Raw genomic sequence first — 13,663 nt, forward strand, 5'->3', positions numbered from 1 at the left:
GCCGCCCCAGGACCCCGGTGGTTCCGCTCCACCGCGGGGCATCGGGCCGGGGCGGGCGTCGCCGTGCTCGGCGGTGACCCGGCCGGCGCAGTCACCGCGTCCGACATCATCGTCACGGCGGGCTTGAGATCGCCGGGCGATGACCTGACGGCGACCGGCCCTGCTGGATCTCAGAGCCCGTAGTCGTTCCTCAGGGTGCTGACGCACGTGCCGTAGTTGGGGAAGTACGGACCGCCGAGCACCTTGCAGAGGATCGAAGCCAAGCCGGCGGAGCTGCCGTTGCTCTGGATGTACCCCACGCAGTTCCCATAGATGTTCACCCCCGAGAAGTTCGCCTGGATCTGCCGACACACCTGCACGCCTGCGTTCCCTCCGCCGGCGGCGAAGGCAGGGGCAGCGAGCAGCGGGGTGACGACGGTCGCGCCGGTGAGCGCGGTGACGAGAGCGACGGCGCGAATGCGCCTCCTGAGCGGTGACATGAGGGAACTGCACCCTTCCTCTTCGAATGGACGGTGCCGGACGTCCGTGGGTACGAGAGGTCCGGGCTGCGCGAAACGTATGGCAGCCGGTCCAGCGCCGGACATACGGAGAACTACGTATCCCGACAGCCGGAGATCGTGAGCGACTCCGGCGGAGCAGTCCGCTGACTGATGGGCCCTGCGCACGCTGAAGGGGCGCCGGCCGTCACGCCCCGGGCGGCGGTGCTGCGTTCTCGGTGAGGAGCGCGGTTCTCGTTCAAGTCCCGCTCAGTGGCTTCCTTCGGCTTCCTCCGCGCCCTACGGTTCACGGGAGCAGCGATGCGCTGCATCCGTGCCGAACGAGGAGCAGACCGTGCCCCGATGGACGCTCGTCCCCGTGTCCCTGCTCGCCGCGCTCGCCCTCGGCCTCGCCGGCTCGCTCCCGGCGAACGCGTCGAGCTCGCCGCTGCACCTCAGCTGGGCGCACCCGAACTCGGCGGGCTCCGACACCCGCACGAACACGAGCCTGAACGACGAGTGGGTGAAGATCGGCAACTACAGCTACACGACCAGCTACAACCTGTCCGGCTACACCCTCAAGGACGCGTCCGGGCACACATACCGCTTTCCCACGAGCTTCCGCCTCGCCCCGCGCAAGTCGGTCGAGGTGCACACCGGCTCAGGCACGAACACGAGCGCGAACCTCTACTGGGGCTCCGGCGCGTACATCTGGAACAACACCGGCGACACCGCCTACCTGCGCACCGCCTCCGGCTACCTCAACAGCACGTGCCGCTGGGGCAGCGTGGCCGACAGCGTCACCGTGCCCTGCTGATGGGCTTCGTCTTCCGCCGCAGCGTCTCGTTGGGCCGCGGCACCAGGCTCAACCTCTCCAAGCGGGGGGCATCGCTGTCCCAGCGCATCGGACGGCTCACGCTCAGCTCACGCGGCGGCGGCTCCATCCGCATCGCTCGCGGGCTGTCCTTCCGCTTCGGCAGGCGCTGAACTCGCGTCCGAAGGATGGGGGTCGGCGGCCCGGACGCAGACCAGGGTCGCGCCCCTACTCGCAGTCGCCGGAAGGTCGCTCGAACTGGATGCGCCCGTGGGCGAAGTGGTAGTGCAGGGAAGCGGTGCAGCTGACGCCGTCCTGCGTGTAGGTGTCGGAGAAGGCGTAATGCTGCTCCTGCAGGTAGTCCGTCGCTGACTTGTAGAGCACATGCGAGTGGCCCGACGTCCTGTCGGTCTCGATCGCCGTGCCGTCGAGGTAGAAGGTGAGCACGCCCTTGTAGTTGTCGGTGAAGATGTGGTTCCCCGAGGGTGTGGACACCTGGTTGAAGGTCTCGTGGCCGTGGAAGCACGCGGAGAACGGTCCGCCGAGCGAGAAGCAGTGGTCGCCGGTGCTCGCGGCACCGCCGCTGCTGCTGGCGAGAACAGGACCGGCGGCCGTGAGAGCGAGCGCAGTTCCGACGACGAGTCCTCCGGCGAAGCGCGCGAGAACCTTGACCATGTGATGCCACCTCTCTGTGGGATCGACGGGCACGGAGATGTGCCGGGGCGCACGTTAGTTCGAGTTAACGTCCGCGCTCCATACGGCGAAACACGTAGAACGGGTGGCACACCGCAGCACTGCTCGAGGTCCGATCGGCTCCAGCTCGGCGCGCGGGAGATCATGCCGACTACCGTGGCGCCCATGAGCGACGCGCAGCAGCCCGCCTCGGGGTGGCGGGCGAGCAGAGGTGGACCGTGCGGTTCGGCCCGGAATCGCAGTCGCAGTCGCAGTCGAGGCCGCATCCCATGCTCGGCGACGTGAGGGAGCGCGACGACGGGTCGCGGATCGCGCGGCGCGGGGACGGGCCCGAGCGGGTCCTCGAGAACCGCGACGAGGCCGTGCAGCTCGTCGTCCTCGGATGGGCGAGCCTGTGATCGGCCGAGACCGCGGAGCGCACGCCGCTGCGCGCATCGACCGGGTCGCCGACGACGAGTGGGACGTGGTCGCGTGGTTGTGGCAGGCGTTCCGCCAGGACCTCGCACCCATCGTCGAGGGTCTGCCGTACACCGACGGTCGCTACCAGGCCGGCCCGCTCGCGGCCTTCCCCTCGCCGGACGGCGCCGGCTGGCTCGCCCGGCGCCCCCACCCTCGGACCGGCGAGGACGCGCCGATCGGCTTCGCGCTCGTCGACGGGCTGACGGGGGAGCGGCGCTCGATCGTGGGGTTCTGGGTCGCCCCGGTGGTCCGCCGCGACGGCGTCGGCCGGGCGCTCGCGCTGCACGCGCTCGCGGCGCATCCCGGTCCGTGGTCGATCGGCTTCCAGCAGGACAACGAGACGGCAGGCGCGTTCTGGCGCAGGGTGGCCGACGAGGCGTTCGGCCGCGGCGCTTGGGTGGAGGCGGTCCGGCCGGTGCCCGGGCGTCCGGACGTGCCGCCGGACCACTTCATCGAGTCGCGCTGACGGTCCCGCGCGTCGGGCTTCATGCGGGCGCCGAGCGGAGGGCCGCTACCGTCGACGCCGATGCTGTACCGCAACCTCGGGGCCTCCGGCCTGCGCGTCTCCGCCGTCGGTCTCGGCGGCAACAACTTCGGCCGCACCGGCACCGCCACGATCACGCAGGAGGGCACCGACGCGGTCGTGAACGCCGCGCTCGAGGCCGGGGTGAACCTCATCGACACCGCCGACGTCTACGGGGCCGAGTACGGGACGAGCGAGCGGCTGCTCGGCGCCTCGCTCGCCGGTCGCCGCGACCAGGTCGTGCTCGCCACGAAGTTCGGCCACGCGGACATCCCGTCCCCGATCCCGGCCTGGGGTGCGCGCGGGTCGCGGCGCTACGTCCGGCTCGCCGTCGAGGGCTCGCTGCAGCGACTGCAGACCGACTGGATCGACCTGTACCAGCTGCACACGCCCGACCCGCTCACGCCGATCGAGGAGACGATCGACGCGCTCGACGAGCTCGTCACCGAGGGCAAGATCCGCTACTTCGGCCACTCGAACCTCGCCGGATGGCAGATCGCTGAGGCGCACCTCACCTCGCTGCTGCGGAACCGGCGCGCGTTCGTGTCCGCGCAGAACGAGTACAACCTGCTCGCCCGTGGCGCCGAGGCCGAGGTGCTGCCCGCGGCCCGGCGGTTCGGGCTCGGCTTCCTGCCCTACTTCCCGTTCGTGAACGGCCTCTTCACCGGCAAGTTCTCCCGCGACGGCGGCCCCGCCGACAGCCGGATCGTGCGGCAGCGGCCGCACATCCTGGACGAGGCGCCGTGGGACGCCATCGAGTCGCTCGACGCGCTCGCCCGCGGCCGCGGCTCGACCCTGCTCGAGGTGACCGTCGCGTGGCTGCTCGCCCACGAGGAGCTCTCGAGCGTCATCGCCGGCGCCACCACACCCGAGCAGGTGCGGCAGAACGCCGCCGCGGCCGGCGCGGAACCGCTCACGGCGGAGGAGCGGGCGGCGGTCGAGGCGCTCTTCCCAGCCTGATCCGCCGCGGCCGCGGTGTACCGTGGGCCGCAGCGACAGGGGAGCGCCGTCGGGGCGCTGAGAGTGCGGGAACGCAGACCCTCGAACCTGATCCGGGTCATGCCGGCGAAGGAAGTCGAGATCGATCATCCGGTGGTGGGACCACCGGATCTCCTGCCCGATCCCACGAGGAGGAGATCCGATGACCGACCGCGCCGCCGTGCTCGACCGCCGCACCGATGTGCCCGCCGCAGGCCGTCCTGGATCGTGGCGAGTCGTCGACCTCGTCACGGCCGCCATGGTCGCGGTCGCCTTCGGCGTCGTCTTCTGGGGGTACGACACCCTCGTCTACCCGGCCATCGGGCTCGCGACGGCGGCGGTGCCGCCGCTCGCGGAGCTCTCCCTGGGGGTCTGGCTGCTGCCGGGTGTCGTCGGCGGCCTGATCGTGCGCCGGCCCGGCGCGGCCCTGTTCACCGAGCTCGTCGCCGCGAACGTCGAGCTGCTGCTCGGCAACCAGTGGGGCGTGACGGTGCTCGCCTCGGGCCTGCTCCAGGGCGTCGGCGTCGAGCTCGTGTTCCTGCTCACCCGGTGGCGCCGGTTCGGGGTCGGGGTCGCGATGGCGGGCGGCGCGCTCTCCGCGGTCGCCGAGATCGTGGCCTACGAATGGTGGTCCTACGTGCCGAGCTTCTCGTGGCCGGCGAAGCTGCTCTACCTCGCCGCCGGCGTGGTCTCGGGCGCCGTGATCGCCGGCCTCCTCGGCTGGCTGCTCGTCCGGGGCCTCGCCCGCACCGGAGCGCTCGCGGCGTTCCCCGCCGGCCGGGAGGTCCGCGCCACCGGCCGTGGCGGACGCTGAGCCGGCCGCCGGCGCAGCCGTCACCGTCGCGGACCTGACCTGGCGGCCGCTCGGACGTGCGCGGCCGGTGCTCGCCGGCGTGGGGTTCGTGCTCGCGCCGGGGGAGCGGGTCGTGCTCGCGGGCCCGAGCGGCTCGGGGAAGTCCACGCTGCTGCGGGTGCTCGCCGGCGTGCTCGACCCGGAGGACGGCGAGCTCGCGGGTCACGTCGAGGTCGGTGGGCGTGCCGGCCTGCTGCTGCAGGACCCGCGCGATGCGCAGGTCGCCGAGCGCGCGGGTCGCGACACCGCCTTCGGGCTCGAGAACGCCCGCGTGCCCGCGGCCACGATGCCCGCTGCCGTCGCCGCCGCGCACGCCGCCGTGCGGTTCCCGTACGGGCCGTCGCGCCGGGTGCAGGCGCTGTCCGGCGGTGAGGCGCAGCGGCTCGCGCTCGCCGGGGTGCTCGTGTTCGAGCCGGGGCTGGTGCTGCTCGACGAGCCGACCGCGATGCTCGACCCGGCGAGCGCCGCGGCCGTCCGCGACGCCGTGCTCGCGGCGGCGGACGCCTCCCGCGCGACCGTGGTCGTCGTCGAGCACCGGTTCGAGCCGTGGTCGCCGTTCGCGCAGCGGGTGCTGCTGCTCGACGCGAGCGGTCGGCTCGCCTTCGACGGCGCCGGGGATGCCCTGCCCGAGGCCGACGGCGTGTGGCAGCCGGGCCGGCCGGCGCCGCGCCCCCTGCAGCTCGCCCCCGCGCTGCTCGCACCCGCCGCCGTCGCCTCTCCCGGCACCGTCGTGCTCCGGGCCGAGCGCGTCGCCGCGGTCCCGGCGTCGACCGGGAGGGGAGCCGCCGTCGTGCAGGACCTCGACGTGCAGGTGCGCGCCGGCAGCATCCTCGCGGTCCAGGGGCCGAGCGGCGCCGGCAAGAGCACCCTCGCCGCGGTGCTCGCCGGGCTCGCCCCTCCGGCATCCGGCGCGGTCGCGCTGCAGCCGCCCCTCGCGGAACCGGCCGTGGCACCGAGCGCGCTGTCGTCGACGAGGCTCGCGGGGCTCGTCGGCTGGGTGCCGCAGGAGCCCGAGCTCGCGGTCGTCGCCCGGACCGTCCGCGACGAGGTGCTCGCGACGCCGCGCGCGCTCGGCATGGGTCGGGAGGAGCGTGCCGACGAGCTGCTCGCGGTGCTCGGCCTCGACGAGCCCGACGAGGACCCGCATGTGCTCTCAGGCGGCGAGCAGCGGCGGCTCGCGCTCGCCGCGGCGCTCGCGCACGGGCCCGCCGTCCTCGTGCTCGACGAGCCGACCGTCGGCCAGGATCCGGGCACCTGGGCGGCCGTGGCGGGTGTGCTGCTCGCCGCGCGTGACGCGGGCGTGGCCGTCGTCGTCGCGACGCACGACCCGCTGCTCGCCGCGCTCGCCGACGACCGGCTCGCGCTGCCCGGCCGGGCGCCCGAGCCGGAGCAGCTCGCGCCACGGGTCCGCGCGCTCGGACGACGAGCCGGTCCTCTCGGCCTCCTGCTCTCGGGCGCGCTGCTGCTCGCCGGCTCAGCGCCGATCACCTCGCCGCTGCCGGGCGCGCTCGGCCTCCTCGCCGTGGCCGCCTGCGCGCCCTTCGTCGTCGGTGGGGGCGTGCCGGCCCGCCGGCTCCTGCCGCCCCTCGTCGCCGCGCTCTCGCTCGGGATCGCCACCCTGCTCTTCGGCACGGTCCACGACGTGTCCGCAGCGCTCACCGCGGCGCTGCGCATCGCGTTCTTCGCGGTGCCCGGGGTCGCGCTCGCCGCGCTGATCGACCCCTCGGCACTCGGCGACGCGCTCGGGCAGCGCCTCCGGCTGCCTGCGCGCCCCGTGGTCGCCGCCACCGCCGCGTGGCTGCGCTTCGGGCAGCTCGCCGACGGCTGGCGGACGCTCCGGGGCGTCCGACGGATCCGCGGCCTCGCCCGCCCGGGTCCGATCGGCCGGGTCCGCGAGCTCGCCGCGCTCACCGCCGCGATCCTCGTCGCGACGCTCCGGCAGGCCGCGCGGATGGCGGTCGCCATGGAGGCGCGCGGCTTCGGCACCGCGACGAGGCGCACCTGGGCGGCCGACTCGCCGTGGCGCGCCGCCGACACCGCGGTCGTCCTGCTTGCGGCGGTCGTCGCGGCGGTGCCCGTGCTCACGGTCCTGCTCGCCGGCACGGGCGTCGGCTAGCGTCCGCTGCGTGACCGACGCCAAGGAGGCCCCGCGGCCCCTGACGGAGCTGCTCGCGGCCGTCCGCGCGGCGTTCCCCGACCTCACCTGGTCGCGCGTCCGCAGCATCGACGGCGGCTGGGACCACCAGGTCATCGTGCTCGACGAGCGGCTGCTGCTCCGCTTCCCGAACGAGCAGTACTACCGAGACGTGCTGCCGCTCGAGATCGACGTGCTGCGGCAGCTCGACGGCACGGTCGCCGCCGCGGTCCCGCGCTACACCCACGTCGCGCGCGATGGGTCGTTCGCCGGCTACCCGCTGCTGCCCGGGGAGCCGCTGACCCGCGCGCGGTTCGACGCGTTGCCCCACGCGGACCGTCGGACGATCGCCGTGCAGCTCGCGGAGGTGCTCACCGCGATGCACACGCGGGTGCGCATCGACGGGTCCGTAGCGCTCTGGAACCTGCCGGAGGAGAACGAGGCGGCCGGACGCGTCGCCCGCGAGCGGCTGCCCGGGCTGATGACGGCGGCCGAGGTCGCCACCGCCCTCGCGATCCTCGACGATGCGCGCGCGCTCGTCGCCGAGGCACCCGCCGAGGTGCTGCTGCACGGCGACGTGTACGCCGACCACCTGCTCTGGGACGGGCGCCGTCCCGCGCTGATCGACTGGAGCGACCTCGCCCACGGCGATCCCGCGGTCGACCTCGCCGACCTCGGCATCTACGGCAGGCCGTTCCTCGACATGGTCCTCGAGCGGTACGGCGGGCCGGCCGATCCGGGGCTTCGCGAGCGGGCGGAGCGGTACGCCCGATGGCTCGCCGTGTTCCTCCTGACCGACTCGTTCCGCGCCGGCATGCCGTTCGCGGAGGCACGCGAGGCGTTCGACCGGCTGTCCTGACGACCCGAGGCTCCGTCCGGGAGAATCGCGGTCGGGGCAGGATCGCGGAGGGGGGCCGATGTCGCAGGACCCGATGCTCGGCGCCACGGCCGACGAGATCCGCGCGGAGGCCGAGGAGGGCCTCCTGCTCGCCGAGTTCGCGACCCGCATGCGCCTGAAGAACCGCATCATCGTCGACACGCTCACCGCCGCCGACGGCGTGGACGAGGACGCATGGCGCGAGGAGGTGCTGCTGTCGCTCGGGAACCTGCGCGTCGAGGCGGAGCAGTCGGCGCGGCGGATGGAGCGCGAGCGCGACGTCGCTGCCGGCACAGGCGGCCGGGGCCGCCACGAGCACGACTACCGCACGGTCGACGCACCGATTCTCGAGCGGCGCCGTCTCGTCTACCGCGAGGTCGCCCGCGGCCTGCTCCGGTGGAGCGCGGACCGCGACCGCGTCGACGCGCTGCTGGCCGCCGCGCGCGCCGATGCCGCCCGCGAGGTGAACGCCGCGCTCGCGGCGTCGCTCGAACCGGCGCCCAACCGGATCGAGGACGCCGCGGTGCTGCAGGAGCGCCTCCGGCTGCTCACCGACGTCGACCTGCCGGCGCTCGCGGCCGCCCGGGAGGCGGCGAGCACCGCGTCGCCGCGGCGCGGTCCGCTTCGGCGCATCGCCCGGGCGCTGCGCCGCCGTCGCTGACGGCGGCGGAGGGGCCGCGGGACCCGCGGCGATACAGTGAACCGCTCCCTGGATGTGACGTCGAAAGGCACCTCGTGACCGATCCGACCCCGACCGCCGACCGCACCGCCGACGGACCCGAGGTCGTCACGGGACGCTCGCTGTTCGGCGACGATCGCACCGTCGTCGCCGCGCGCGTCGACGGTGCGCTGTGGGACCTCGACCGGCCCGTGCCCGCCGGCGCGGTCGTCGAGCCCGTACCGCTGTCGTCGCCCGACGGGCTGTCGATCCTGCGGCACTCCACGGCCCACGTCCTGGCGCAGGCGGTGCAGACCGTCAACCCCGAGGCGAGGCTCGGCATCGGGCCGCCCATCACCGACGGCTTCTACTACGACTTCGACGTCGACCAGCCCTTCACGCCCGAGGACCTGAAGCGCCTCGCGAAGGAGATGGAGCGCATCCAGCGCGCCGGGCAGCGCTTCGAGCGCCGCGTCGTCACCGAGGACGAGGCCCGCACGCTCTTCGCCGACGAGCCGTACAAGCTCGAGCTCATCGGGCTGAAGGGCGGCGGCGACGCCGACAGCGGATCGGGGGAGTCGGTCGAGGTCGGCGGCGGCGAGCTGACCGTCTACGCGAACGTCGACCGCAGCACGGGCGAGGTCGTCTGGCAGGACCTCTGCCGCGGGCCGCACGTGCCGAACACCGGCGTGATCCGCAACGGCTGGGCGCTCACCCGTGTGGCGGCCGCCTACTGGCGGGGCTCGGAGCAGAACGCGCAGCTGCAGCGGATCTACGGCACCGCGTGGCCGAGCAAGGACGAGCTGCGCGAGTACCAGCAGCGGCTGGAGGAGGCCGCGAAGCGCGACCACCGCAAGCTCGGCGCCGAGCTCGACCTGTTCAGCTTCCCCGACGAGATCGGCTCGGGCCTCGCGGTGTTCCATCCGAGGGGCGGCATCGTCCGGCAGGAGATGGAGAACTACTCGCGGCGCCGCCACACCGAGGGCGGCTACTCCTTCGTGAACTCGCCGCACATCACGAAGGCGAACCTCTTCCAGACCTCCGGCCACCTCCAGTGGTTCGCGGAGGGCATGTTCCCGCCGATGCGCCTCGACGAGGAGGTCGACGCGGTGGGCGAGGTGGTGAAGCCCGGCCAGGACTACTACCTGAAGCCGATGAACTGCCCCTTCCACAACCTGATCTTCCGAGCGCGCGGCCGGAGCTACCGGGAGCTGCCGCTGCGGCTGTTCGAGTTCGGTTCGGTCTACCGGTACGAGAAGTCGGGCACCCTGCAGGGCCTCACCCGCGTGCGCGGCCTCACCCAGGACGACGCGCACCTCTACTGCACCCCGGAGCAGCTGAAGCCGGAGCTCACCCGCACGCTGAACTTCGTGCTGGACCTGCTGCGCGACTACGGCCTCGACGACTTCTACCTCGAGCTGTCGACGCGGGACGACGGGCCGAAGTTCATGGGCCCGGACGAGCTGTGGGAGACGGCGACCGCCACCCTGGCCGAGGTGGCCGAGGAGTCCGGCCTGCGCCTCGAGCCCGATCCGGGCGGCGCCGCGTTCTACGGGCCGAAGATCTCCGTCCAGGCGCGGGACGCGATCGGTCGCACCTGGCAGCTGTCGACGATCCAGATCGACTTCAACCAGCCCGAGCGGTTCGGTCTCGAGTACACCGGCCCGGACGGCACGAAGCACCGGCCGATCATGATCCATCGCGCCCTCTTCGGCTCGATCGAGCGGTTCTTCGCCGTGCTGCTCGAGCACTACGCGGGGGCGTTCCCGGTCTGGCTGTCGCCCGTGCAGGTCGTCGGCATCCCGGTCGCGGAGGAGTACGCCGAGTACCTCGGGGGCGTCGTCGACCGGCTGCGGCGCGAGGGCGTGCGCGCCGACCTCGACGTCTCCGACGACCGGATGCAGAAGAAGATCCGCACCCACACGACCGACAAGGTGCCGTTCCTGCTCATCGCGGGCGAGAACGACCGGGCAGCGGGCGCGGTCAGCTTCCGCTTCCGCGACGGCACGACCCGCAACGGCGTCCCCGTCGACGAGGCCGTCGCCCTCATCACCCGCGCGATCACGAGCCGCATCCAGGTCTCCACCGAGGCCGACCTCGAGCCCGCAGGCGGCGCGGGGGCGGCGGCCGTGGGGGCCGTGTGACCGACGCGGGCGGCGCCTACGGGCCGCACGAGTTCGACGACGTCCCGCGCCTCGACGGCGCGGTCGGGGTGCCCGACGCGTACCAGCGGCTCTGGGTGCCGCACCGCATCGCCTACATCCACTCGAACCACGACGGCGAGAAGACGCCCGAGGGCGGCTGCCCGTTCTGCGCGGCGCCGGGCCTGTCCGACGAGGACGCGCTCATCGTGCACCGCGGCGAGCACGCGTTCGTGCTGCTGAACCTCTTCCCGTACAACTCGGGCCACCTGCTCGTCTGCCCCTACCGGCACGTCGCGCTGCTCGACGAGGCGACGGACGAGGAGACGGGCGAGATCACCGCGCTCACGCAGACCGCGATGCGGGTGCTGCGGGCGGACTCGAACTGCGACGGCTTCAACATCGGGCTGAACCAGGGCCGGGTCGCGGGCGCCGGCGTCGCGGACCACCTGCACCAGCACGTCGTGCCGCGGTGGGCGAGCGACGCGAACTTCTTCCCGATCGTCGCGCAGACGAAGGCGCTCCCGGTGCTGCTCGGCGACACCCGCGACGCGCTCGCCCGCGCCTGGCCCGCCTGACCCCCGCCGCCCCCCGTCGCGGATCCGGAGTTCTCTCGCGGATCCGGAATTCCTGCGCGACGCGCCGCTTCCGTGCGTCCTGCTGCGGCGTGTCGCCGCGTTTCTCCGGATCCGTGAAGGGGCGTCCGGGGCCGCCGTAGACTGGCTGATCGCTCCGGCGGAGCGCCGGACCTCTTGATGTGCAGCAAGGAACCCTCATGACGGACACCACGACCACGGGCGTCGGCACGAGCCGCGTCAAGCGCGGCCTCGCCGAGATGCTGAAGGGCGGCGTCATCATGGACGTCGTCACCGCGGACCAGGCGAAGATCGCCGAGGACGCCGGTGCCGTCGCCGTCATGGCGCTCGAGCGCGTGCCCGCCGACATCCGCTCGCAGGGGGGCGTGGCGCGCATGAGCGACCCCGACCTCATCGCGGGCATCGTCGAGGCGGTCTCCATCCCGGTCATGGCGAAGGCGCGCATCGGCCACTTCGTCGAGGCGCAGGTGCTGCAGTCGCTCGGCGTCGACTACATCGACGAGTCCGAGGTGCTCTCGCCCGCCGACTACGCGAACCACATCGACAAGTGGCAGTTCACGGTGCCGTTCGTCTGCGGCGCCACGAACCTCGGCGAGGCCCTGCGCCGCATCACCGAGGGCGCGGCGATGATCCGTTCGAAGGGCGAGGCCGGCACCGGCGACGTCTCCGAGGCCACCCGCCACATGCGTCAGATCGCCGGCGAGATCGCGGCGCTCGCCGCGAAGAAGCCCGACGAGCTCTACGTCGCGGCGAAGGAGCTGCAGGCGCCCTACGAGCTCGTCGCCGAGGTCGCGGCCGCCGGCAAGCTGCCGGTCGTGCTCTTCACCGCGGGCGGCGTCGCGACGCCGGCCGACGCGGCGATGATGATGCAGCTCGGCGCCGACGGCGTCTTCGTCGGGTCCGGCATCTTCAAGTCGGGCGACCCGGCCAAGCGCGCCGCCGCGATCGTCAAGGCGACCACGTTCTTCGACGACCCGGCCGTCATCGCGGAGGCGTCCCGCGGCCTCGGCGAGGCGATGGTCGGCATCAACGTCGCCGACGTGCCCGCCCCGCACCGTCTCGCCGAGCGCGGGTGGTAGCCGGTCCCACCGTCGGGGTCCTCGCACTGCAGGGCGACTTCCGCGAGCACCTCGCCGTGCTCGCGGAGCTCGGCGCGAAGGGGGTGCCCGTCCGCCGCGAGTCCGAGCTCGACCAGGTCCACGGGCTGATCATCCCCGGCGGTGAGTCCACCGTGATGGACAAGCTGTCGCGCGCCTTCGGGCTCGCCGAGCCGCTCAAGCGCCGCATCGGGGACGGGCTGCCCGTCTACGGCACGTGCGCGGGCCTGATCTTCCTCGCCGACACGGTGCTCGACGCGATCGAGGGGCAGCAGACCCTCGGCGGCCTCGACGTCGCGGTCCGGCGCAACGCGTTCGGCAACCAGCTCGACTCGTTCGAGACCGACCTCGACGTCGACGGCTTCGACGGGCCGCCCGTGCACGCGGCCTTCATCCGGGCACCCGTGGTCGAGGAGGTGGGGGAGCGGGCGACCGCGATCGCCGCCCTCGACGACGGCCGCGTCGTGGCGGTGCGGCAGGGGAACCTGATGGGCACGTCGTTCCACCCCGAGATCACGGGGGAGCTGCGCTTCCACCGGGCCTTCCTCGACGCGGTCGCCGCGGCCTGACGCCTGCGTGGCTGCCTCACGCCTGCGTCGTGGTCCGGGCCGCTCACGGCTGCCCCCGCGAGGATGACCGGGTGAGGCTCTACTCGGACTTCTGGGGCGCCCGCGCCTACCAGATCGCCGGCGACGTCGTCGCGCTGCTCGTCGTGATCGCGGGGATCCTGCTCGGCCGGTCGCTGCACGACGCGATCGCCGGGCTCGAGGACGTCGGCACGCAGGTCGAGCGCTCGGGCAGCGACTTCTCGTCGACGCTCGGCAGCATCGGCAAGCAGCTCGGCGGGGTGCCGCTCATCGGCGGCGGGATCCGGGCTCCCTTCGACGCAGCGAGCGGCGCCGGCGCCACGCTCGCCTCCGCGGGTGCGCAGTGGCGGGACGGCGTCGAGCGGGTCGCGACGCTGTCCGGGTGGGCGGTGGTGCTCGGGGTCCTGCTCGTCGTGCTCGTCGGGTGGGTGCGGCCGCGCCTCGTCGGGGCGGTGCGCCGCGCCGTCGTCGCTCGGCTCGCGGGCTCGGACGCCGACCTCGAGCTGCTCGCGCTGCGTGCGCTGGCCACCCGCCCGCCGCGCGCGGTCACCCGCGTCGACCCGCACGCCACCGCGGCCTGGCGCCGCGGGGATCCCGACGTCATCCGCCGCCTCGCCGCGCTCGAGCTGCGCGCCGCCGGGGTGCGGCTCCGGGAGCGGGAGGGCGTGGCCCGGCCCTGACGGCACCCGTTCTGGGGGTCGCACCCGCGTCCGGGGGGCGGCGCGGCGGCGGGGGCGCCCGCACCAGCGGTCAATACGGTCCGAGGACGCTCTTCCC

Annotated in this window: 15 protein-coding genes and 1 riboswitch; of the genes, 13 read left to right on the forward strand and 2 right to left on the reverse strand. The window is 73.7% G+C overall.

Features of this window, described 5'->3' with window-relative positions:
- Positions 1 to 170 precede the first annotated feature (170 nt).
- On the reverse strand, positions 171 to 479 hold the full coding sequence (locus QDR37_RS10090; RefSeq protein ID WP_279713618.1) for a hypothetical protein: 309 nt from the start codon (positions 477 to 479) through the stop codon (positions 171 to 173).
- Positions 480 to 810: 331 nt separating this feature from the next.
- Between QDR37_RS10090 and QDR37_RS10095 the strand changes: the two genes are divergently transcribed.
- Both QDR37_RS10095 and QDR37_RS10100 read left to right on the forward strand, forming a co-directional pair.
- A complete protein-coding gene (locus tag QDR37_RS10095) occupies positions 811 to 1,293 on the forward strand; it encodes a lamin tail domain-containing protein (protein WP_279713619.1) in 483 nt (160 codons plus the stop codon).
- The gene (locus QDR37_RS10100) at positions 1,293 to 1,463 is read left to right on the forward strand and encodes a DUF4236 domain-containing protein (RefSeq protein ID WP_279713620.1); all 171 of its coding nucleotides are present in this window, start codon (positions 1,293 to 1,295) and stop codon (positions 1,461 to 1,463) included. The genes QDR37_RS10095 and QDR37_RS10100 overlap by 1 nt, the downstream gene beginning before the upstream one ends.
- A 55-nt stretch (positions 1,464 to 1,518) precedes the next feature.
- Here QDR37_RS10100 and QDR37_RS10105 read toward each other — a convergent pair whose 3' ends face one another.
- The gene (locus QDR37_RS10105) at positions 1,519 to 1,965 is read right to left on the reverse strand and encodes a hypothetical protein (protein WP_279713622.1); all 447 of its coding nucleotides are present in this window, start codon (positions 1,963 to 1,965) and stop codon (positions 1,519 to 1,521) included.
- Positions 1,966 to 2,377: 412 nt separating this feature from the next.
- Between QDR37_RS10105 and QDR37_RS10110 the strand changes: the two genes are divergently transcribed.
- The 11 genes from QDR37_RS10110 to QDR37_RS10160 all read left to right on the forward strand — a co-directional run bounded on the left by QDR37_RS10110 (position 2,378) and on the right by QDR37_RS10160 (position 13,566).
- Positions 2,378 to 2,908, forward strand: a complete 531-nt coding sequence (locus tag QDR37_RS10110; RefSeq protein ID WP_279713623.1) for a GNAT family N-acetyltransferase — start codon at positions 2,378 to 2,380, stop codon at positions 2,906 to 2,908.
- A gap of 60 nt (positions 2,909 to 2,968) precedes the next feature.
- A complete protein-coding gene (locus QDR37_RS10115) occupies positions 2,969 to 3,925 on the forward strand; it encodes an aldo/keto reductase (protein WP_279713624.1) in 957 nt (318 codons plus the stop codon).
- Between the two features lie 27 nt (positions 3,926 to 3,952).
- Positions 3,953 to 4,056: riboswitch (TPP riboswitch) on the forward strand.
- Between the two features lie 50 nt (positions 4,057 to 4,106).
- A complete protein-coding gene (locus tag QDR37_RS10120; protein WP_279713625.1) occupies positions 4,107 to 4,757 on the forward strand; it encodes an ECF transporter S component in 651 nt (216 codons plus the stop codon).
- Positions 4,744 to 6,912, forward strand: coding sequence for an ATP-binding cassette domain-containing protein (locus QDR37_RS10125; protein WP_279713626.1), 2,169 nt, complete (start codon positions 4,744 to 4,746; stop codon positions 6,910 to 6,912). Before QDR37_RS10120 ends, QDR37_RS10125 begins: the two co-directional genes overlap by 14 nt.
- A 10-nt stretch (positions 6,913 to 6,922) precedes the next feature.
- Positions 6,923 to 7,789, forward strand: coding sequence for a phosphotransferase (locus QDR37_RS10130; protein ID WP_279713627.1), 867 nt, complete (start codon positions 6,923 to 6,925; stop codon positions 7,787 to 7,789).
- 58 nt (positions 7,790 to 7,847) lie between these two features.
- Positions 7,848 to 8,468, forward strand: a complete 621-nt coding sequence (locus QDR37_RS10135) for a hypothetical protein (protein WP_279713628.1) — start codon at positions 7,848 to 7,850, stop codon at positions 8,466 to 8,468.
- Positions 8,469 to 8,608: 140 nt separating this feature from the next.
- Entirely contained in the window at positions 8,609 to 10,609 is a 2,001-nt protein-coding gene (thrS, locus tag QDR37_RS10140) for a threonine--tRNA ligase (RefSeq protein WP_279714842.1), read from the forward strand.
- Between the two features lie 68 nt (positions 10,610 to 10,677).
- Entirely contained in the window at positions 10,678 to 11,184 is a 507-nt protein-coding gene (locus QDR37_RS10145; protein WP_279714843.1) for an HIT domain-containing protein, read from the forward strand.
- A 197-nt stretch (positions 11,185 to 11,381) separates the two neighbouring features.
- Positions 11,382 to 12,281 (forward strand): pyridoxal 5'-phosphate synthase lyase subunit PdxS, encoded by a 900-nt coding sequence (gene pdxS, locus QDR37_RS10150; protein WP_279713629.1) that lies wholly within the window; start codon positions 11,382 to 11,384, stop codon positions 12,279 to 12,281.
- Positions 12,275 to 12,868 carry a pyridoxal 5'-phosphate synthase glutaminase subunit PdxT gene (pdxT, locus tag QDR37_RS10155; RefSeq protein ID WP_279713631.1) on the forward strand — a complete coding sequence of 198 codons (594 nt, stop codon included), beginning with the start codon at positions 12,275 to 12,277 and terminating at the stop codon, positions 12,866 to 12,868. Before pdxS ends, pdxT begins: the two co-directional genes overlap by 7 nt.
- A 71-nt stretch (positions 12,869 to 12,939) precedes the next feature.
- Positions 12,940 to 13,566 carry a hypothetical protein gene (locus tag QDR37_RS10160; protein WP_279713632.1) on the forward strand — a complete coding sequence of 209 codons (627 nt, stop codon included), beginning with the start codon at positions 12,940 to 12,942 and terminating at the stop codon, positions 13,564 to 13,566.
- Positions 13,567 to 13,663 lie beyond the last annotated feature (97 nt).

This window comes from Amnibacterium sp. CER49, from assembly GCF_029846255.1.
Classification (GTDB): domain Bacteria; phylum Actinomycetota; class Actinomycetes; order Actinomycetales; family Microbacteriaceae; genus Amnibacterium.

What these genes read in the sequence shown, in the direction of transcription:
- QDR37_RS10090 (WP_279713618.1), bottom strand. Translation starts at nt 479, where the DNA reads ATGTCACCGCTCAGGAGGCGCATTCGCGCCGTCGCTCTCGTCACCGCG.
- QDR37_RS10100 (WP_279713620.1), top strand. Translation starts at nt 1,293, where the DNA reads ATGGGCTTCGTCTTCCGCCGCAGCGTCTCGTTGGGCCGCGGCACCAGG.
- QDR37_RS10105 (WP_279713622.1), bottom strand. Translation starts at nt 1,965, where the DNA reads ATGGTCAAGGTTCTCGCGCGCTTCGCCGGAGGACTCGTCGTCGGAACT.
- QDR37_RS10115 (WP_279713624.1), top strand. Translation starts at nt 2,969, where the DNA reads ATGCTGTACCGCAACCTCGGGGCCTCCGGCCTGCGCGTCTCCGCCGTC.
- QDR37_RS10120 (WP_279713625.1), top strand. Translation starts at nt 4,107, where the DNA reads ATGACCGACCGCGCCGCCGTGCTCGACCGCCGCACCGATGTGCCCGCC.
- QDR37_RS10135 (WP_279713628.1), top strand. Translation starts at nt 7,848, where the DNA reads ATGTCGCAGGACCCGATGCTCGGCGCCACGGCCGACGAGATCCGCGCG.
- pdxS (WP_279713629.1), top strand. Translation starts at nt 11,382, where the DNA reads ATGACGGACACCACGACCACGGGCGTCGGCACGAGCCGCGTCAAGCGC.